At 46.8% G+C, this 21315-nt stretch carries 14 protein-coding genes and 4 pseudogenes; 7 read left to right on the forward strand and 11 right to left on the reverse strand.

The window, feature by feature from the left end; all coding sequences use genetic code 11:
• Positions 1 to 14: 14 nt before the first annotated feature.
• The 3 genes from IPJ02_06030 (at position 15) to IPJ02_06040 (ending at position 1948) form a co-directional block, all read left to right on the forward strand.
• The gene (locus tag IPJ02_06030; GenBank protein ID MBK7375112.1) at positions 15 to 905 is read left to right on the forward strand and encodes a hypothetical protein; all 891 of its coding nucleotides are present in this window, start codon (positions 15 to 17) and stop codon (positions 903 to 905) included.
• 81 nt (positions 906 to 986) lie between these two features.
• Positions 987 to 1556 (forward strand): sulfatase-like hydrolase/transferase, encoded by a 570-nt coding sequence (locus tag IPJ02_06035; protein MBK7375113.1) that lies wholly within the window; start codon positions 987 to 989, stop codon positions 1554 to 1556.
• Entirely contained in the window at positions 1496 to 1948 is a 453-nt protein-coding gene (locus IPJ02_06040) for a hypothetical protein (GenBank protein MBK7375114.1), read from the forward strand. The genes IPJ02_06035 and IPJ02_06040 overlap by 61 nt, the downstream gene beginning before the upstream one ends.
• Positions 1949 to 1957: 9 nt before the next feature.
• Here IPJ02_06040 and IPJ02_06045 read toward each other — a convergent pair whose 3' ends face one another.
• The 4 genes and pseudogenes from IPJ02_06045 to ppsA all read right to left on the reverse strand — a co-directional run bounded on the left by IPJ02_06045 (position 1958) and on the right by ppsA (position 8193).
• A complete protein-coding gene (locus IPJ02_06045) occupies positions 1958 to 3028 on the reverse strand; it encodes a WG repeat-containing protein (protein MBK7375115.1) in 1071 nt (356 codons plus the stop codon).
• A gap of 40 nt (positions 3029 to 3068) precedes the next feature.
• A pseudogene (gene metG / locus IPJ02_06050) lies at positions 3069 to 3717 on the reverse strand (methionine--tRNA ligase subunit beta).
• Between the two features lie 489 nt (positions 3718 to 4206).
• A pseudogene (gene metG, locus IPJ02_06055) lies at positions 4207 to 5634 on the reverse strand (methionine--tRNA ligase).
• Positions 5635 to 5768: 134 nt separating this feature from the next.
• Positions 5769 to 8193 (reverse strand): annotated as a pseudogene (ppsA, locus tag IPJ02_06060) (phosphoenolpyruvate synthase).
• Positions 8194 to 8441: 248 nt separating this feature from the next.
• Here ppsA and IPJ02_06065 point away from each other — a divergent pair.
• Positions 8442 to 9461 (forward strand): LD-carboxypeptidase, encoded by a 1020-nt coding sequence (locus tag IPJ02_06065; protein ID MBK7375116.1) that lies wholly within the window; start codon positions 8442 to 8444, stop codon positions 9459 to 9461.
• Positions 9462 to 9584: 123 nt separating this feature from the next.
• Here IPJ02_06065 and IPJ02_06070 read toward each other — a convergent pair whose 3' ends face one another.
• Positions 9585 to 11954 (reverse strand): gliding motility-associated C-terminal domain-containing protein, encoded by a 2370-nt coding sequence (locus tag IPJ02_06070; GenBank protein MBK7375117.1) that lies wholly within the window; start codon positions 11952 to 11954, stop codon positions 9585 to 9587.
• A gap of 844 nt (positions 11955 to 12798) precedes the next feature.
• On the opposite strand from IPJ02_06070, the gene IPJ02_06075 reads away from it, so the two are divergent.
• A complete protein-coding gene (locus IPJ02_06075; GenBank protein MBK7375118.1) occupies positions 12799 to 13701 on the forward strand; it encodes an LD-carboxypeptidase in 903 nt (300 codons plus the stop codon).
• A 165-nt stretch (positions 13702 to 13866) separates the two neighbouring features.
• Here the strand turns inward: IPJ02_06075 and IPJ02_06080 are convergent, their stop codons facing one another.
• A complete protein-coding gene (locus tag IPJ02_06080) occupies positions 13867 to 14022 on the reverse strand; it encodes a hypothetical protein (protein ID MBK7375119.1) in 156 nt (51 codons plus the stop codon).
• Positions 14023 to 14033: 11 nt separating this feature from the next.
• A pseudogene (locus IPJ02_06085) lies at positions 14034 to 15547 on the reverse strand (catalase).
• An 89-nt stretch (positions 15548 to 15636) separates the two neighbouring features.
• Between IPJ02_06085 and IPJ02_06090 the strand changes: the two are divergent.
• The gene (locus tag IPJ02_06090; protein MBK7375120.1) at positions 15637 to 16572 is read left to right on the forward strand and encodes a LysR family transcriptional regulator; all 936 of its coding nucleotides are present in this window, start codon (positions 15637 to 15639) and stop codon (positions 16570 to 16572) included.
• A gap of 2 nt (positions 16573 to 16574) precedes the next feature.
• Here the strand turns inward: IPJ02_06090 and IPJ02_06095 are convergent, their stop codons facing one another.
• Entirely contained in the window at positions 16575 to 17378 is an 804-nt protein-coding gene (locus IPJ02_06095; protein ID MBK7375121.1) for an alpha/beta fold hydrolase, read from the reverse strand.
• A 167-nt stretch (positions 17379 to 17545) separates the two neighbouring features.
• Between IPJ02_06095 and IPJ02_06100 the strand changes: the two genes are divergently transcribed.
• Entirely contained in the window at positions 17546 to 17929 is a 384-nt protein-coding gene (locus IPJ02_06100; protein ID MBK7375122.1) for a four helix bundle protein, read from the forward strand.
• A gap of 78 nt (positions 17930 to 18007) precedes the next feature.
• Here IPJ02_06100 and IPJ02_06105 read toward each other — a convergent pair whose 3' ends face one another.
• From IPJ02_06105 to IPJ02_06115, 3 genes are all read right to left on the reverse strand, one after another.
• Positions 18008 to 18796 (reverse strand): alpha/beta fold hydrolase, encoded by a 789-nt coding sequence (locus IPJ02_06105; GenBank protein MBK7375123.1) that lies wholly within the window; start codon positions 18794 to 18796, stop codon positions 18008 to 18010.
• 103 nt (positions 18797 to 18899) lie between these two features.
• Entirely contained in the window at positions 18900 to 19202 is a 303-nt protein-coding gene (locus IPJ02_06110; protein MBK7375124.1) for a rhodanese-like domain-containing protein, read from the reverse strand.
• 23 nt (positions 19203 to 19225) lie between these two features.
• A complete protein-coding gene (locus IPJ02_06115; protein ID MBK7375125.1) occupies positions 19226 to 21187 on the reverse strand; it encodes a KUP/HAK/KT family potassium transporter in 1962 nt (653 codons plus the stop codon).
• Positions 21188 to 21315 lie beyond the last annotated feature (128 nt).

Consider the following 21315-nt stretch of genomic DNA (forward strand, 5'->3'; position numbering starts at 1 on the left):
CTTATTGGTATTTTATGAAATTCAGTTTATCGGCCACTACTGTTAGATCTGCCTGGCAAAACAATAAGCCATTTATTGCATTCCTGTTCTGCCTTTTGCTTATCCATTCCGTTTTAAAAATAATATTTTATAACTACAACCATCACTTATTGTTTGCCGGGGCGGAAGAAACAGCCTCCCTTGCCGCCAGATTAAAACTCGTAAAATGGTCGCTCGCGTACGACCTGCTGAGTTTATTGTTCATCAATACTGCCCTGTTACTTATGTTGCAGGCCGGCAGGTTGCTACCGGTAAGATTTTCCTCCTGGATAACCCTGCCCTTCTTCATGCTCCTGAACACAGGAGCTATCCTGCTGAATGTGCTGGACATTTTTTACTTCCCGTTCCGTTTTCAACGGGCCAATGCCGACCTGCTTTATGTAGCAAGCCACTCATTCAAACAGGTATTTCATTTTAATACGGGTATCCTTCTTTTGTTTGCCATAGCAATAGTTGTTGTAGCCTGGCTGGTATGGTTCTTACACCGGAAACTATACGTGGCATTTATCAATAAAAAGTATGCTCACCTGGTTACCCTCCTGCTGATCACGGGTATGGCGGCAGCATTCCTGTTCAGGAAGGATTTTTCGAAGTTCCTCTTGCCGGCTTACCCGCTGCTGGAAATAAAAAGCAATGCATTACCCATCGTGGAAAATTCCTTTCATACATTCTCCTATTCAGTTTTTCGGGGTGGAGATGATATCCCGAAACACAGTTATTTTCCCGATGCGGTCTGCGATTCTGTTTTTCCTGTACAGCGATCACTGGCGGTTAATACCCGGCCGGCAGGCAAAAAGAATATCGTCCTTTTCATCATGGAAAGTGTGGCATATGATTTTTTGACAGCACAAGTTCATTCAAGGTAAGAATGCCCTTTTTGATTCCTCGTACAAAAAAGCAGGTTCTATAAAAATGCATTTTGCTATTCGCATGAATCCAACAAAGGCATCACAGCCATCCTGGCAGGTATACCCACACTGACCGATATACCGTTCTATCATTCGCAATATGTGAACATGCCGGTAACAGCAATCGGGAAAGCCGTGGAAAAAAACGGCTACCGGTCCCTCTTCTGCATTGGCGATGCCTACGACAATTTCGGGTTTGCCAAATGCATGAACTGGCTGGGGATCGGCAGGTACTACAGTGAAGAAGCAATTCCGGGTTACAAAGAACTACCCTCCCATTCCATGGGCCTGCAGGATGAAAACGTACTGCCTTTCTTTTACCGGAAGATCAATGAGACAGAGAAACCTTTTCTTGGCATCCACTATAATATCTCCACACATTATCCGTATGACCTTTCTCCGACCTATAAAGAAAAGTTCCCGGACAATTACACCCCGCCCATGAGATCCATGCAGTATTACGATCATTACCTCCAGCGGTTTTTTCTGATGCTGCCAAACAACCCTGGTTCAGGGAGACCGTTTTTATTTTCTGTTCCGACCACTGGATGTTCCCTGAAGGCATTGAAGGAACTTATAATGCGGTCTCCGGCTACCGGGTACCCCTGATCATCTTTGATCCCGCCACAAACAAAAGAGAACTACGGAACGAAGTAGTAAGCCAGTTTGATATACTGGGTACCATCCTCGCTGCTGCCGGTTACAAAGGCCGTATCATCAGCTACGGCGGCAATTTGCTCGACAGCGCTTCACTCAAGGGCCTTGCATTCTCAAAAGCAGGCAGTTCGCTGTACCAGGTAACCGACAGTTCTTATGTGCTGGGATTCAATGTAAACAACAACCGGGTCGAATACCTCTATAATTACAGGTCCGATGGCCAACTTAAAGAAAATCTTGTGACAAACAAAAATGCATCCAGGGTGCTGGATGCATTAACCGTACAAATAAAGTCGTTCATTCAAAAAGCCGGTTTGCATTACAGCGGCAAGCCCTTCAAATGATCTCCGCCGTTAATCTTCAAAGAAGTTTATCCCGGTACTGCTTACAACAGATCGTTTACCATCGGCCGACCGCAGCATGGCATACTGGCCGCCTTTCATCAGTTTCACTTCGGTATATTTTGCGTCTACCTTCTGGCCATTGAGAAAGTGGACAGCTTTCAGGTTGTCTTCCCCGGTAACAATGAACCCGCCGTTCTTATCGTAAGAGATCTCCTTGTATTCTGCAGGGATCACTTCCATATAGTTTGAATTCTTGACACCGGTCTTACCGTCTTTGGTGATGATGAAATAATCCATCCCGTTCCTGCCTTTTTCATGAACTATATTGCTGTTGTCCACTGCCACATAGGATGACCCGTTCCCAAAAAGGATCCCTTTCATTTTATTCTTCTCAACAAAGAGGTAGGCCAGCCCCCCGATATTGGTACTGGTTATCCTATCATATTCAAAGGGAACAATGACCTCAAACTTATTGTTGAACACACCATAGCTGGTATCCTTCATGGCGATATAATAATTATCCTCCCGGCCCAGCATTTTATAATCACTTATGATCTTGTCGAAGATGTCGTTCTGCTTAACGGTACTGTACCTCGTTTCGGTAATTGTAACCGGGGCCTTATTGAGATCGGATGCACTGTTCTCGGGAATGGCCGGGCAGCCCTGCATGGCTTCGCCCTTTGTATTGATGCATATCTCGTATCCATCGGCACGCAGGGAAGCTGGAGCAAACAAAACAGACCGCTGGTTATCATCGATGTCATCTGCTGTTACGATCTTTGTTCCCTTCGCAAGATACCCGACCCGGAATGGCTTTGCTACAGTGTATTTATATGGTATCACCAACTTACCCGCCTTATTGATATACCCATACTTCCCGCCCTTTTTTACAGCGGCAAATCCCTCAGAAAAAAAGTCTGCTTCCGCATAAGAAGGAGTGATGATGATCTTTTTATCCGCATCCGCATATCCCCACAGGTCGCCTTTGCGGTAGGGTATCAGCGACATATCTGCATCCTGTGCCGTTGCCGGCATACCAAATGCAAGAAATAATATTGCTGCCAAAATCTTTCTTTTCATAAAACAGTTTTAATTGTTAAACAATCAGCATCGCTGCATATTAAGTCACCTGGCTACCGGCATCAATGATGCTGTCCGGGCTTACAAAATGCAGCTTGCCGCTTTTATCTTCTGCCATCAGGATCATCCCGTTACTTTCAATACCACGCATTTTACGGGGAGCCAGGTTAGCCACCACCACCACCTGTTTGCCGATGATGGCCTCCGGCTGGTAATGCAGGGCGATGCCGCTCACCACGGTCCTTGTCTCAAAACCCAGGTCCACCTGCAGTTTCAGTAATTTATCGGCCTTCTCTACTTTTTCTGCAGCAACGATCGTTCCCACTTTCAGGTCGATCTTTGCAAAGTCATCGTATATAATTTCAGGTTTGCCCCCCAACCCCTAAAGGGGAGCTAGCCGACGTGTCTGTTTTTTTCGCTTCTTCCATTTTAGTTTCAGTTGATTTTACTAAACCTGATCTTAACTTATTAACCTGTGCAGTTATCTCTTCATCTTCTATTTTCCTGAACAGCAATTGTGGTTCTCTTAAACTGTAGCCCACACTCAGCAATTTTATTGACCCGGCATTTTCCCAATCCAGCATCTTATCCACCACTTTCATCATGCCCAGCATTTTCTTTGCCGTGGCTGGAAGGAAAGGATTGATGAGGATGGCCAGGTTCGCTGTTAACTGTAAACAGAGATGCATACAATTGTCAATCTGCTTTTGAGCCTCCCTGCCCTCCAAAGGAGGGTTTTTGGACCCTGATTGCTTATGTCTCTTTTCAGTAAGCTTTGAGAGGATCGTATTTAAGACATTATCTGTATAATTAATTACTTCATCATTCGTAAATCGTATCACTTCAAACCCAAATTTATTGAGTTCAGTTGTTCTTTCAGCATCACTTAATTTATTTTCAGGTATTTCATGAACCAGTCCATCAACTTCAACAATCAGCTTTTGAGAAAGGCAAACAAAGTCTGCAATATAAGTACCAATAATGTGCTGCCTTCTGAATTTAAAGCTATCCAGTTTCTTTCCCCGAACTATCTGCCATAAAAGGGCTTCTGCTTCAGTAGGGTTTGACCTGTGTTCTTCCACAAATTTTCTAAGCAACCCATAAACAACCGTATCTGCTGTTTGATATTCATATGGGCCGCCTGATTTCTCAGTGTCCGAAGCCCCTCCTTCGGAGGGGTTTGGGGAGGCCAACTGTTTCGCCACGATCCACGGCTCTTTCTCCTGCATGTATTTATTTCCTGTACGACTCAGATCTATCACCTCAAACAGGGCGTCCCTGAACTTATACTCTTCTAAACAATTCTGAATTTTGAGTTTTGAATTCTGAATGGCTTCTATCAAAGCCTTATCTTTTTCATCCAGTATATCTTCATGCAGCTTCGGCACTTTGCCTCCGCAGAGCTTATGCATCAATACCCAGGTACGGTTCACAAAATTACCAAAGATGCTTACCAGTTCACTGTTATTCCTGTCCTGGAAGTCCTTCCAGGTAAAATCATTGTCCTTTGTTTCGGGGGCATTGGCACAAAGCACATAGCGCAGCACATCTTCACAGCCCGGGAAATCTTTTATATACTCATGCACCCATACGGCCCAGTTGCGGCTGGTGCTTACCTTATCTCCTTCAATATTCAGGAATTCATTGGCAGGCACATTATCCGGCAATACAAATCCTCCATGGGCTTTTAACATGGATGGGAAAATGATGCAGTGGAATACGATATTATCCTTACCGATAAAATGCACCAGTTTGGTATCCTCCTTGCACCAGTAATCGGCCCATTGACCGGTCAGTTCCTTTGTGGCGCTGATATAACCGATCGGGGCATCAAACCATACATACAAAACCTTTCCTTCCGCATCCGGCAACGGTACTTTTATGCCCCAGTTGCTGTCCCTGGTCATGGCCCGGCTTTGCAGGCCACTGTCGAGCCAGCTTTTGCACTGGCCATACACGTTGTTCTTCCATTCCTTATGTCCTTCAATGATCCATTCTTTTAACCAGGGCTCATAATTCTGCAAAGGAAAGTACCAGTGTTTTGTTTTCTTCTTCACCGGTACGGCATCGCTCAATGCACTGCGTGGGTTGATGAGTTGCTCCGGCGATAAGGAACTGCCGCACTTCTCACACTGGTCGCCATAGGCATTGGGATTGGCACAAACAGGACAGATACCGGTTATATAACGGTCGGCCAGGAATGTATTGGTCTTCTCATCATAATACTGTTCTGTTTCTTTTTCCTCGAATAACCCGTCATCATACATCTTTTTAAAGAACGCAGAGGCGGTATCGTGGTGCACTTTATTGGAAGTACGGGAATAGATATCGAAGGAGATGCCCATCTGCTCCATGCTTTCTTTTATGATGGCGTGGTACCGGTCCACCACCTGCTGCGGGGTGATCCCTTCTTTCATGGCACGGATGGTGATGGGAACACCGTGTTCATCGCTGCCACCTATGAACTTCACATCTCTTTTCTGCGCCCTTAAATAACGTACGTAAATATCAGCAGGCAAATAACAGCCGGCCAGGTGACCGATGTGCACGGGTCCATTGGCATAAGGTAAGGCGGCTGTGACCAGGTATCGTTTAGGATTGTTCATGGTCTGCAAAAATACCGCAAACCACCCCACCACCCAAAAACATAAACTATCAGGATAGGAACCTCCGTCAGGGTTTTTTAACCTCCGTCAGGGTTTTTAACCGCTGACGGGGTTTTTAACCGCTGACGGGGCTTTTAACCGATCTTCTTCTCCACCTCAGCGATCGCCTTCACCGTTTTCATCACCGAGTCGGGGGTTACTGAAATACTGTCTATCCCAAGTTCCACCAGGAACTGGGCAAAGTCGGGGAAATCGGATGGTCCCTGCCCGCAGATGCCCACTTTCACCTTCATCCGTTTGGCCGTACTGATGAGCATACGCAGCAATTCTTTTACCGCCGGGTTACGTTCATCATAGAGATGCGCCACCAGCGATGAATCCCTGTCGAGCCCCAGCGTTAATTGGGTAAGGTCGTTGGAACCGATGGAGAACCCATCAATATGCTTTGCAAATTCCTCTGCCATGATGATGTTGGAAGGGATCTCTGCCATGAGGAAAAGTTCCAGCCCCTGTTTGCCCTCTCTCCAGCCCGTATTCTTTCATTACATCATGTACTTTATGCAGCTCCTCCACCGTGCGGCAGAAGGGGATCATCACCACCACATTGCTCAAACCCATTTCTTCCCTTACTCTTTTAATGGCTTTGCATTCCAGGCCAAAGGCCTCTTTGTATTTTTCCGAATAATACCTGCTGGCGCCCCGCCACCCGATCATCGGGTTCTCTTCATGGGGTTCAAAATATTTTCCCCCGAGCAGGTTGTAATATTCATTGCTTTTAAAATCACTGAAGCGCACGATGACCTTATTGGGATAGAATGCCGATGCGATCTTTGCAATGCCGTAACTCAGGCTTTGAATGAAAAAATCTTCCTCGCTGTCAAAACCAAGTATCATTTTACCAATGGCCTTGCTCAGTTCCGCATCATTCATTTCTTTATGCTTCAGCAGTGCCAGCGGATGTACCTGGATATAGTTATTGATGATGAATTCCTCCCTGGCCAGTCCCACCCCGGCATTGGGCAAATGAGAAAAGCGGAAAGCCATATTGGGTGAAGCCACATTCAGCATGATGGGCGTCTTCACTTTGGGCAGGTCATTCAGGTCGGTCTCCAGTTTTTGAAACGGAACCCTACCTTCATATACAATACCTTCGCCGCCTTCACTGCAGGAGGCCGTAACCAGTTGCCCGGTACTTAATATATCGGTGGCGTTGCCGCAACCCACAATGGCCGGCACACCCAGTTCCCTTGCCACGATCGCAGCATGACAGGTCCTTCCGCCTTTATTGGTGATGATGGCCGAAGCTTTTTTCATGATGGGCTCCCAGTCCGGGTCGGTCATGTCAGTCACCAGCACATCACCGGGTTCAAATTCATGCCCGTCGGTAACCCGTTTATCCAGGGAGAACAGGATGGAAACTTTTCCTGCACCGATCTTATCACCAACGGCAATTCCTTTCACCAGGGTTTTCTTTTCAACAGTTTCATCCATCACGTATTCAATGATCTTTGAAAAATCCTTTTGCGAATGGATGGTCTCCGGCCTTGCCTGCACAATGAACAGCTGTTTCGACAAACCATCCACCGCCCATTCCACATCCATGGGACACCAGTATCCTTTCAGTTTACTGTAATATTCTTCGATCTGCGTAACCCATTTCGCCAGTTGCAGGATACGTTCATCTGTTAAACAATAGCGCTGCTGCAACGGTCGCTCCACCGGGATGATCTGCACCCGCTCATCGGGGTTATCGCCATACACCATCATCTTATCCTTGGTGCCCAGTTTCTTTTCAATGATGCTGTTGAACCCTTTTTGCAGGGTTGGTTTAAAAACGATGTACTCATCCGGCGATACAGCGCCCTGTACGATCATCTCTCCCAGGCCAAAAGAAGCGTTGATGACCACCACATCTTTAAAACCGCTTTCGGTATCCAGGGAAAATGCAACACCGGAAGCGCCCAGGTCACTACGCACCATTTTCTGGATACATACGGAAAGGCCGATGCTGAAATGATCGTACCCGAAACTCTGGCGGTAGCTGATGGCACGGTCGGTAAAGATGGAAGCAAAACAATTCCGTACGGCATTCATCAACGGGGCCGGGCCACGCACATTCAGGTAGGTTTCCTGCTGGCCTGCAAAGGAGGCATCGGGCAGGTCTTCGGCAGTGGCGGATGAACGAACGGCCACATCGGTGATATCCTGGTCATATCCCCGGCTCAGTTCATAATATTTTTCAATGATGGCATCGCTCAGTTCACGGGGGAATTTTGCATTCTTTAAAAGCTGCCTGGCCAGCAGACCACCCCGGCGCAACGATTCGATGTCATCCAGTTTAATGTCGTTGATGATCTTCTTTATCTGTTCATCCAGGTTATTGTAGCGGATGAACTCACGGTAGGCCGCCACCGTTACCACGAAACCACCAGGGATCTGTATACCCAGCTGGGTCAGGTTCTGGAGCATTTCACCCAAGGATGCATTCTTTCCTCCCACCTGGTCAATATCTTTCATGCCCACTTTATGCAGGTCGGTAATGTACAGGGATGTAGTCATAAATGAAGGGATTAAGCAGTTATACAATCGTTCAGCTAATGTACTCATTAAAATATGTAAAATGAAATGCACGTGATAATTTCATGCACATTTAATACAAGGGAGGATAAAGCAGCAGTTTGAACCACATAGGCACATAGGAAACATAGTCACAAGCACATAGGAAAAATAGTTGTTTGGCTGTAGCCTTATTTGTATTTCTATGTCCCCTATGTGCCTATGTGGTTCATTTAGATTAAATTTATTTCATGAAACGCAAAGACTTTCTTTCGTCCGTTATTCCGCTGGCTGCTTCCTTTACGTCTGTGACCGGCAGCACAAAAATCCCTGAACCGGAAAAAAATATTGTCATCCCGCCCTATTTAAAAAAAGGAGATACCATCGGCATCTGTTGCCCCGGAGGTTATATAAGCATAGAGGACATCCAGTCTTCTGTACTGAAAATAAATGAATGGGGGTTCCATGTAAAGGTTGGCAGCAGCATCGGTAAAAGGGATTTTACATTTGGAGGAACGGATGAAGAACGGGCAACCGACCTTCAGCAGATGCTGGAAGATAAGACCGTAAAAGCCATTCTCTGTGCACGGGGCGGTTACGGCGCCGTTCGTATCGTAGACAAACTCGACCTCAAAAAACTGAAACAGCATCCCAAATGGGTCATCGGCTTCAGCGATGTGACGGTGCTTCATTCACACATCCATACCAACCACCGCATAGCAACCATCCATTCAAAGATGTGCAACAGTTTTCCCAAAGACTGGGCCCTGGCTGAACCCATACAAATAGATACCATCGAATCTATCCGGAAATGCCTCGTGGGTGAGAAGATGAGATACCTTATTACCCCCAACGAAAAGAACAGGACCGGCCTTGCCGTGGGCGAACTGGTGGGCGGCAATTTAAAAACACTGGAATCGCTGGCCGGCACCCGGTCGGATATTGATACCAGGGACAAACTGTTATTTGTGGAAGACACCGGCGAATATCTTTACAGCCTCGACCGCATGTTCTGGAATCTAAAACGCAGCGGAAAATTGACCAACCTGAAAGGACTGATCATCGGCGGCTTCAAAATAAAACCCGATGACCCCGGCGAAGAGTTTGGAAGAACGCTGGAAGATATTGTACTGGAAAAAGTGGCCGGATACAAATACCCGGTCTGCTTCGATTTCCCCGTAGGGCACCAGAAAAATAATTTTGCACTTAAGTGCGGCGTGTTGCATACACTGGGCGTGCACCTGAATGAGTGCAGGCTGAGTGAGGTGTAAATTGTTAATTCGTTAAATAGTTAATTGGTTAACTGGTTAATTGGTTAATTGGTTAACTAATTAGTCTCTACGAATTAACTATTTAACGAATTAACTATTTAACAAATTAACCAGTTAACAAACTCACCGTATCAATATACTCGTTCCTTTTTCTTTTACGTCTTTGCCGCTCCACGGATCAATATAGCTCAGTGTCCACACATAGGCTCCATTATCGGCAGGGTTCCCTTTAAAGACCCCATCCCATCCATCCAGAGGGTTGGTTGTTGTAAATACCAGTTGTCCCATCCGGTTGTATACTTTGAAAGAGAAGTTCTTTGCCAGGTCGGCATTCACTGCCTTCAACTGGTCATTCAAACCATCGCCATTGGGTGTGAAAGCACCGGGCACTTTGATCAGGCAGGCCGGCAATATCTTCACATGCATGGCATCATATCCCCTGCAACCATGGTTATCGGCAGTAAGATCATAGTTCCTGGTAAATACATCGGTGTATATCTGCGAGGTGGTTGCCCCGGTATTCCACATATAGGTATAATTGGGAGTTGGGGCAACGCCGATCAGCATCCTGTCTGACTGGCAAAGCACCGTATCGGGACCGAGATTTACTTTGGGTACTGCATAAACCGGAACCGTTTTGCTGATGCTTGCCGGGCCACAGTACCTGTCAATTCCCGATAAGGTAATGGTATATACTCCTTCATTGGGATACGAGAAGGTTACATCCACTTCATTGGTGAAGGTTTGCCCGTCACCATTATCCCATACATAAGAAAGGACATTCCTGGATATTACCCGCTGCAGCGATACGATGTTCCCGGTGCAGTACTGCGGCTTCAGCCCGGTGAAATCGATCAGGGCGGAAGCATCCACATGCATCAGCCTGCTGGCCGTATCCCGGCAACCATGATTATCGGTAACGATCAGTTGTACATTATAGATATTGGCAACCGGGTAAATATGCGTAGGCGGATTCTGTCCATTGAACTGGGTAAAGTCGCCAAAATCCCACAGGTAATTGCTGATGGTACCGGCGGATGCATCCGTAAAATTTATCGGGGTATTGATGCAGATGGTATCACCCGGACTGCTGCTGAATGCCGCATTGAAAACATTACCGAGTGTGAATGTTTGCGTAGTGGTATCACTGCACGAACTATTGCTTACGATCAGCCTCACCGTAACCGTTGGTGTGGCCACCGGGAAACTCATGGAAACATTTTGCCCCGTAGCGGTACGGCCGTCACTGAAACTCCAGTTCCAGGAATTGGCGCCGTTGCCGCCGGGATGGGAAAGCACGATGGTATCTTCCACACAGCCCCAGTTCACCTGGCCGGTGAATACGGCAGAAGGTTTGCCCAATACATTCACAGCGATCGTTTCATTCACATTTTGCCGGGCATTGCAGGTATCGATAATGCCATTGCCGTCGGACCCAATGCCGTTGTGCAGCACATAGTTACCTGCCGGGTTGATGGGGGCCGCCAGTTGCAGCCGTACCCACCTGATATATCCCACCGTGCCACAGGTAACGTCCGTTGTGGCGCCCGTGATGTTAACCGCCGAAGGCCCGGTAATGCTGAAGTCGGAACCATTGGCACTGATGCTGCTGCACAGGATCGGGTGACTGTAAAAGACCCTTACATAATTGGCGTTGCAATTATCAAACTGCACCGAATCAAAAACGGGCGCCGGCGCCTGGGTGGTAACGAATGCTTTTGTATAACCAACCGGCATAAAAGCAAAACAGGTGTCGGCCAATGTATTTCCATCGGTTCCGGTGCCAACCACCACATTGAAGTTGCCGGCCGGCAGCGGATTTGCCAGGTTCATGGTGATCTGCGAAGTATAGGTACCGGCGGTACAGTTATAGGTTATTGAATTAAGCGGCCATACCCCCGGGCTTACCGATAATTCACTTCCTGCCGCTGTAATGGTATTGCAGGCAACAGGTTTATCAAAATTCAGCACCAGTTTATCGGGATGACATTCATCAAAAACAACGGTCTGGATCACCGGCGGCGTGGTAAGCTGGGTGATGGTAAAGGGGAAATTATATCCGACAGGAATTGAATTATTACAGGTGTCGATCAGCGTATTGCCATCCGCCCCGTTATTAACCACCAGTTGGTAGTTGCCGTTGGCAAGCGGGTTTTGCAGAACGATCTGCAGCTGGTCAATATAAGTGGGGCCGGTACCGCAGGTGGATTGCACGGATAAAATGGCCGGGTTGCCGGGTAAAATGGAGAACTCACTGCCCGATGGGGTAACACTTGTACACCATACCGGTTTGGTAAGCGCAACATTTAATACGGTGGGCGCACAACCGGTGTAGTTCACCGAACTGACTGCTGCAGGAGGTATGGCTGGAACAGTAAAATTTACTGCTGTTCCAACCGGCATGGCCGTTTGACATACATCCAGCAACGTGTTGCCATCAGTTCCATTACCTACCGTAATCTGGTAATTACCTGGAGGTATAGGATTCTGCAAATTAAGTGTGAGTTCTGTAAAAGCATTTGAACCTGTTGTACAACCAGAAGTAATACCCGTAATGACATGCGTTCCACCTGTTATAGTGAATTCAGTTCCAAGATTTGTCAAACTGCTGCATAAAATATCTTCTGAAAAAACAAGTTTTAGCATAGAAGTATTGCAACCAACTATACTTGCGCTGATCAGATTCGGAAGTTGATTATCGGTAAGTACGGCTGTACCACCTGTAAAATCAATTGTATACCCAGTTCCTGAATTAGAAAAGTTAGTTACCATAAGCAGGTAATCGTGACCTGCGATCAAATCGGGCATTCGGTTGAACTGGGAACCAGGAGGCCCCCCTTCACAATTTACATTCAATGTACCCGCTGGGGTACAACCAGTAGGACCAACGACACCACTAATATTTAATGAAATCATCAAATCTACTATGTAAACATCTCCTGGAGGACGGCCGGTATAATCCATCAATTCCCAATCATAGTCGTCGCCTGGAGCACCGGGAGTAATTAAAAACCCCAGTGTGCCTGCCTGGTAACAGTGAAATTTGTACCAGGCAGAATGACTACTTGTGACCCCTATGGGACATGCGGTTTGCGGCAGATTCGGTCCGGTACAATCGGGTAAAAGTATTTCCGTGAAAGTAAGTGTACCACAAATTGCAGTCGCTGTCTGAGCTGTTCTTCCCGGTTGCCCGGCGCATGGAGGCTGAGCTTCAACAATAAAAGCCACAGACAGCAATAAAAAGGATAGTAATAATGATCTCATTGATTAATTTTGGATTCGTAAATTTAATCAAAAAGCAGGCCCTTTTTATAACAAATCAGCATAATCTTCCCACATGGTAAAAATTCCCCCTTATTTAAAAAAAGGCGACTGCATCGGTATTACCTGCCCGGCCGGTTATATGGCCGCCCAAAAAGCACAGGCCTGCATCCATACCCTCCAGGGCTGGGGCTTTGAAGTGATGGTGGGCAAGACCCTGGGCAGCCGGTCGAAGAACTATTTCAGCGCCCCCGATGAACAGCGGCGGGATGAACTGCAGGCCATGCTGGACGATGCTGACATAAAAGCCATCCTCTGCGGCCGCGGCGGCTACGGGGTGGGCCGCATCATTGACCAGCTGGACTTTACCCGCTTCAAAAAGAACCCCAAGTGGATCATTGGGTTCAGCGATGTTACCGTGCTGCATGCCCACCTGTTCTCCAAACTGGGCATTGCATCCCTGCATGCGCCCATGGCCTCGGCCTTTAACGAGGGGGAGAATGAATTCATCCGGGCTTTTAAAAATGCGCTCACGGGTAAAAAAGCTAAGTACACCTGTAAAACACATCCGTTCAACAGGCCCGGAACGGCAAGGGCCGAACTGGTGGGCGGCAACCTTTCCCTGCTGGCGCATGTAACGGGCACGCCTTCCGATATCAAAACAAAGAACAGGATCCTGTTCCTTGAAGACATCGGCGAACACATCTATAATATCGACCGCATGATGTACCAGCTGAAACGGAGCGGAAAATTAGACGGCCTGGCCGGGCTTGTGGTGGGCGGCTTTACCGACATGGCAGACACCGAAAGGCCTTTTGGAAAAACGGTGTACCAGTTGATCAAAGAGATCACGGCTGAATACCCTTATCCTGTTTGCTTCAGCTTCCCGGTAAGCCATGGAAAGAAGAATTATGCGCTGAAAGTGGGTGTGGAGTATAAACTGTCGGTCAATAGGAAAGGAGTATCACTGACTGAATAAAGCGGGGAAAAATTTGAACCACAACTTGTCCCGACTTGGTCGTGGATAGGCACATAGAACACATAGATAAACACATAGCCTGTGTTTCCTATGTTCTATGTGGTTCAAAACATCAAATTTTAAATACAAAAAAGATCCCGGCAATAAACTTACCGGGATCTTTTTTTAACTGATCAAAGGCGTACTGAGCTTCTGATCAATTTTTACCAGCAACGCTTCCACTCTTGCCAGTTGTTCGGCAAGCTGTTCGTTGGTCACTGTTTCTTTTCTTACCACACTCAATGGTTTTTCAATTTCTTTTGTTGCAATTTCGTTTGCCATGATCTTTATTTTTAAACGGTTACTGATTCGTGTTTGGCAGGCATCATCTGCTGCAGTGATTCCATATCGATGCCAAGCCCTTTGGCGATACCCATTCCCAGGCCAATGTCGGCCCGGAAGAAATGACAAAGCTGGCGGTTGATGATCTCGTTCTTCTTAGGCCCGCTGATACCACTCATAGCGCCCACCACATTGTTCACCAGGTTTATCTTATCCTGCTGCGACAGAACTTCCCGGAAAAAAATGCCCGGCTGTGTATAATGGTCGTTCTCCCCGTCGGCATTCCGGTTATACCAGTCTGCCAGTACGGTATCCAGTTCCCAGGCCGGCTGCTTATAATTTTCGCTGGCTTCAATATCATCAAAACTGTTGGGGAAATAATTGGGGTTGCTGCCGCCGTTATCATCCACCCGCATCTGCACGTCACGCTCGTAATTGTTTACGGCAAAGGGGCAACGGTTCACCGGGATCTGTTCGTAATTGCCTCCCAGCCGGTACCGGTGTGCATCGGGATAAGAAAGCAAACGGCCCTGCAGCATTTTATCGGGCGAATAGCTGATGCCGTCCACCACGTGGGCCGGGGCAAATGCCGATTGCTCAATGCTGGCAAAATAGTTCTTCGGGTTCTCATTCAGCTCCATCACCCCCACATCGATCAAGGGAAAATCTTTGTGGCTCCACACTTTGGTAAGGTCAAAGGGGTTCCATTTGTATGTCTTTGCCTGGGCTTCCGTCATCACCTGTATCTTCAGGTTCCAGCTTGGGAATTCTCCCCGGTCAATGGCTTCCACCAGGTCACGCTGGGCAAAATCCATATCCACGGCCTTCATCTGCGCTGCTTCATTGTTGGTAAAATTCTTTATTCCCTGTGCTGATTTGAAATGAAACTTCACCCAGGCCCGCTCATTGTTTGCATTGACCATGCTGAAGGTATGACTGCCATACCCATTCATGTACCGGTATCCATAGGGAGTGCCGCGGTCGCTCATTAAGAACATCACCTGGTGCAGGCTCTCCGGGTTCAGGCTCCAGTAGTCCCACATCATCGTCGGGCTTTTACAATTTGTGTACGGATCTCTTTTTGTGTATGAATAAAATCGCTGAACTTCTTCGGGTCCTTGATGAAGAAGATGGGTGTGTTGTTACCCACCAGGTCCCAGTTGCCGTCTTCGGTATAAAACTTAACTGCAAAGCCGCGGGGGTCACGTTCCGTATCGGCACTTCCTTTTTCTCCACCCACGGTAGAAAAACGTACCAGCACTTTTGTACGTTTGCCAACGGCGCTGAACAGTTTGGCCTTTGTGTATTTTGAGATATCGTTGGTGACCGTAAAAGTGCCGAATGCACCGGAACCTTTTGCATGAACAACCCTTTCCGGGATGCGTTCCCGGTTAAAGTGCGCCATTTTCTCATGCAGGATGAAGTCCTGCAGCAACAAAGGACCCCGGGCACCCACACTCTGGGTGTCTTCATTATAGTAATAAGGTATCCCGGAAGCGGTGGTTAATTTTTTCTTCTTGCTCATGTTTACTGTTTTAGGGGTTAAAGTTGCTCTTATTTAACTGATAATTTTTATCGATATTTTAAATAACTTCATAGATAAAATCTATTAGCATGACATTTACCCAACTGGCCTATATCGTGGCCATTGACAACTCCCGGCATTTTGCCAAAGCGGCCAGTCAGTGTTTCATCACCCAGCCCACCCTGAGCATGCAGGTACAGAAACTGGAGGAGGAACTGGGGCTTAAAATATTCGACCGCACCAAACAGCCGGTTGTACCCACCGAAGCCGGCGCCGCCATCCTTGAGCAGGCAAGAAAGATCCTGGGCGAAAAAAGTATGATCGAAGAAATTGTGCAGCAGAAAAAAGGGGTCATCACCGGGTTGCTCAAAGTGGGTATCATCCCCACCCTGGCCCCGTACCTGTTGCCCTTGTTCATCCAGAAATTCATCCGGAAATATCCCCTCGTAAAGCTGTCGGTCACGGAACTCACAACGGAACTCATCATCACCAAACTGAAGGAAGGAAAAATAGACGTGGGCATACTGGTAACACCGCTTGATGAACAAGGCATAAAAGAACAGCCGCTATTTTATGAAGAGATGGTTGCCTATGTTTCAAAAAAGGACAAGGCCTTTCAAAAGACCTATATGCTGGCACAGGATATCGATCCCAATCATTTGTGGCTGCTGGAGGAAGGGCATTGTTTCCGGTCGCAGATCATCAACCTCTGCGAACTGCGGAAGGCCAGCGCCGAAGGCGGTCATTTTGATTATGAAGCGGGCAGCATTGAAACCCTCCGTCGCCTGGTGGAACAGAATGACGGCATCACCATACTGCCCGAACTGGCCACGCTGGACCTTACCGGTAAGCAGATGCAACTGATCCGCCACTTCAAACAACCGGCACCGGTGAGGGAAGTGAGCATGGTGATACACCGTGATTTTGTGAAGAAAAGACTGGTTGAACTGCTGAAACAATCCATCCTGGATTCATTGCCGGAAAAGATAAAAAAGAATAAGCCGAGAAATATCATTGAGATATGATCTCAGCGAAACAGGCTGTCGAGTTTCTGCCGGAACAACGGAAAATCATTCAGGTCCTGGTGGGTTCCTTTTTCAATGGTTATGAACTCATCTGTTGGTTTAATGGCGTGTTTGAGTTTTTCTGCACTTCGGTAAGGGATCACGCCGTCATTGGTGCCGTGAAAAATGCTTACCGGGCAATGCACGTCTTCTAAAAATCTGAACGTGCGGATCTTGTAGGTCGACATGTATGCTGACGGATAAATGGGCGCATAACAACTGAACAGCGCCGGGATGCTGTAATAGGGGGTTTCCAGTATCAGTCTCTTACAGTTTGTTTCTGAAGCAACATAAGCAGCAATGCCGGTGCCGAATGATTTCCCGTAAAGGATGATGCTATCCCTGCCATAGCGGCCCGCCGCCATTTTCTGAATCTGCAGTGCCTGTTCATACAATTTCTTTTCGGTGCGCTTGCCGGTGCTCTTGCCAAAACCGGGGTAATCTTCCATCCATACTTCATAACCGTGCCTGGTGAAGTTGGCGGCAAATTTTGCGTAGCGTTCTATGTTCTGTTTGTTGCCATGAAAGTAAAGCACCACTCCCCTTCTTACGGAATCTGTTGGAAAGAATTTTATCATGTTGATGGTATCCGTTTCACTGAAGGGGATATTGATCTCTTCAAAGGGGCCATCAAACCGGTACACATATGCATTGGACAATTTCTCGGGGTGAAACAGGAATTTTTCCTGCAGGTAATAGAGTACAATGCCAATGCTGCAGTAGATGATGATGAGGATCTTTAGCCAGCGGAAGAATGTTCGTTTCATGGGGATGCAAGATACGGGATTCAGGATTCAGGATTCAGGATGCAGGATGCAGGATGCGGGATTCGGGATACCGGATGCGGGATACAGGAAAAATACAGGATTTTGTGAGGTAAAGGTACCGGGGTTGACTTATAGATAGTATAGTTTAGGTTTATAAATCAACGACCATGAGTTACAAAAACCTTGAAGTCTGGAAATTATCCAGGGAAGTGGTTATAGAAATACATGTAATGTCCTTAACGCTCCCCAGGTTTGAGCAGTTTGAAGAAGGACAACAAATACGACGTTCTGTAAAATCAGTTAAAAGCAATATTGTGGAAGGCTATGGGCGGCGAAAATACAAACAGGATTTTATCCGGTTTCCCGTTATTGCAATTGCATCCCTTGATGAAACCATTGACCATCTCGAAACCCTTATAGAAACCAGGTCCCTTACTGACAAGGTCGTATTTGAAAATTTGAACACTAAACTGATATTCCTGAGCAAGAAGCTCATCAATTTCCTAAAGGCAGTAGAAGAAAAACATAACGAGCCACAATGCAAGTCCTGAATCCTGCATCTTGAATCCTGAATCCTGCATCCTGCATCCTGTATCCTGATTCCTGAATCCTGCATCCCGTATCTTGTATCAATATTGCAGTATATCCCGTATAAAATTATGATACTCCGGAAAAGATGGCAGGTTGTTATGCCGGCCGCCCTGTATGCGGATGAGGGTGATCATGCGTGGATTCAGCGCCTGTAGTTTTTCGCTGTTGCTGATGGGTATCAGCCAGTCACGGGTGCCGTGCAGGATGTAGGTATGGCAGTTTACTCGCTTTATCCATTTATCGGTACGCAGGTGATAACGAAGTACATATTTAACAGGCAGGATGGGCAGGAAACGTTCAATGGTCTTTTTAAAGCTGAAGTAAGGGGCGTCTAAGATCAGGTAGCGTGGCTTGTTATCGCTGGCAAGCTTGCAGGCAAACCCGCTGCCCAGGCTTCTGCCGTAAACGATGAGGTGATGCTCCGGGAATTTTGTGAGCAGGTTATTGTAAACAAACTGCATATCGGTGATCATATCTTTCTCATTCCGCTTGCCGGTGCTTTTGCCGAAACCCCGGTAATCCACCAGCACCACGTCATAATTATAGCGGTAAAAATCCCGGGCATATTTTGCCCAGCCCTTTATGCTGCGGCTGTTGCCGTGAAAATAAAGGATGAGCCCCAGCGGGTCCTTCACTTTAAAATGCAGCCCGTTGATACGAACCCCCGGTTCCACATCAAAGAACAATTCTTCAAACGGTGCATCGTATTTGTAAACAAAATCCTGTTTCAGTTTCTCCGGCTTGAAGATCAGCTTCTCCTGCAGAAAGTATGCAAGCAGGGAAAGCACCACGATGCCGCCGATGATATAGATAGCGAATTGAAGCAAGTGTTAGTTTATGGTTTGTAGTTTATAGTTTGTAGTTATTCGCACTCTGTTAAATTAAGTATTCTCCTCTTAACTACAAACTACAAACCATAAACTACAAATCTCAAACCCCAAACTCCTTCCTCCATGCTTCTGTTCCGCCGATAAGGTTTATAAGATTCGTGAAATGAAATTTCTCCTGCAGCCGCTGGATGGCGATCTGGCTGCGGATGCCTTTGCGGCAGTAAAGGATGACCGGCTTATCGGTGATTATTCTATCTGCAAGCCGGGTGATGTCGCCCAGGGGGATCAGCTCGCCCCCGATATTGAACGCAGCATGTTCATCGGGTTCCCGCACATCGATCAGTTGAATATCTTCCCCGCTGTTGAGTTTTTGTTTCAGTGCGGATGCTGTGATGGACTGCATACGGTCAGGTTTTGGAGCATGGATCAGTCTTCTTCATCCCGGTATATCCTCTGCAGTTTTAAATTACTTACCGGTGAAATGATCAGTGGAAATTTTTCTACCTGCACCACGCTTTGTTCCAGGCCAAACCCTTTTTCCTCACTAAGGGAGATCTCCTTCAGCCAGAAATAGAGTTTCATGACGATGCGTTCAAAGAATGGCAGTTCGTTATCCTGGCTCAGGAATTTTTCCATTACGATGAATTTAAAATCACCTACCACGTTATTTCGTTGCTGGCTTTCATAACGGCTGGTAACATTCACTTCCCGGTTTGCCACCAGGTCTTCCACCACCTTCTTGAACATCAGGTTAATGCGGGGCTGCATCCGGAAGCCCAGCCTGAATTCAACCCGGATGATGTCGTTGGGAATAATATGTTCTACGGTATACTCGCAGGTATATGGGTCATCCATCGTATCCACGTGAATGAACCAATAAATATCGGCACGTTTCGGTTTGCCTTTGAGGATGGAATAGATGATCTTGTGTTCGATCTCCTTTGGATTATTGGCGCTGGTGAGATACACCAGGTGGGTAGCATACTTAGGCACCGACGTATCATTGCTCAGTTCTTCCAGCTTAGGCACATATTCTTCCAGGCGCACAAATTCAACATAGCGGTTCTTGATCTTTCGTGCCCGGTACCATATATACATCACAACAAACAATCCACCTCCTACGATCAACGTAACATAACCACCATGCGGGAATTTATCGAGGTTTGCTATTAAAAAACTTAGTTCAATGGCTAAAAATGTTGCCAGGAAAAGATATATAAGCCATGATTTTACCCGGTGCAGAACCATGAAATTAGCAACCAGAATGGTGGTAGCCAGCATACACAACGTAATGGCAAGGCCATATGCGGCACCCATGGCTCCTGAAGTTTTAAAATACAGTACAATACCGCAGCAGCCTACAAATAAAAGGGTGTTTATCCCCGGAACAAATAACTGGCCCCGGGCCTCTGTAGGATAATTGATCTTCATTTTAGGCCACAGGTTCAGGCGTATGGCTTCACTGATGAGTGTGAATGAACCACTGATCAACGCCTGGCTGGCAATAATGGCCGCGGCCGTTGCTATGATGATGCCGGGTATCTGAAACCAGGCAGGCATCAGTGCATAGAATGTTTTGCCGGTAAATACCTGTCCCATCTGATTCTGAAGAAGCCATGAACCCTGGCCTATATATGTTATCAGTAAACAGGATTTTACCATGATCCATGATATGCGGATATTGCCACGCCCACAGTGCCCAAGGTCGCTGTAAAGTGCTTCGGCACCTGTGGTACAAAGAAAAACAGCTCCCAAAAGCCAGAATCCCCCCGGGTATTGACTCAGAAATTTGCCCGCATAATAAGGATTGAATGCTTTAAAAACACCCCAGTTATCGGTTATGTGTAACAACCCCAGTATGGCCAACATCATGAACCAGATGAACATGATGGGTCCGAATAGTTTGCCAATAGAATTGGTACCAAACTGCTGCATGAAGAATAAGATGGCAAGAATACCGAGCACTATATAAACAATAGTTGATTCTTCAATATGGCTGAACGCACTTGTAATACGCAAACCCTCAATGGCTGAAGTGACAGAGATCGGCGGTGTTATCATTCCATCGGCGAGCAGGGCGGCTCCCCCGATCATAGCAGGTAATACCAGCCATTTGCGCCTACGCCTCACCAGGGTGTACAAAGAAAAAATTCCCCCTTCACCCCGGTTATCGGCTTTTAATGTAAGGATAACGTACTTAATGGTTGTTTGCAGGGTAAGCGTCCAGATAATGCAGCTTAATGAACCCACTACCAACAATTCGTCTATCACCCTGCCGTGAATAATCTCATCAAAAACATAGAGCGGGGAGGTACCGATATCGCCGTAAATAATTCCCAAAGCAACCAGTAAGCCGGCTGCTGTTACCTTGTTAACATGTTTCGACACAGAAAATATTTAAGTGTTCACCAGGGCATTTTTAAAAATGCAATCACAAATGTAGAGGTAAAACGAATAAATACAGGGAAATATTTTGGGAGGACATTACCCCCTGGTTCATGGAACCGGCCGGCACC

The organism is Chitinophagaceae bacterium (assembly GCA_016710165.1).
In the GTDB taxonomy this organism is placed as follows: domain Bacteria; phylum Bacteroidota; class Bacteroidia; order Chitinophagales; family Chitinophagaceae; genus Ferruginibacter.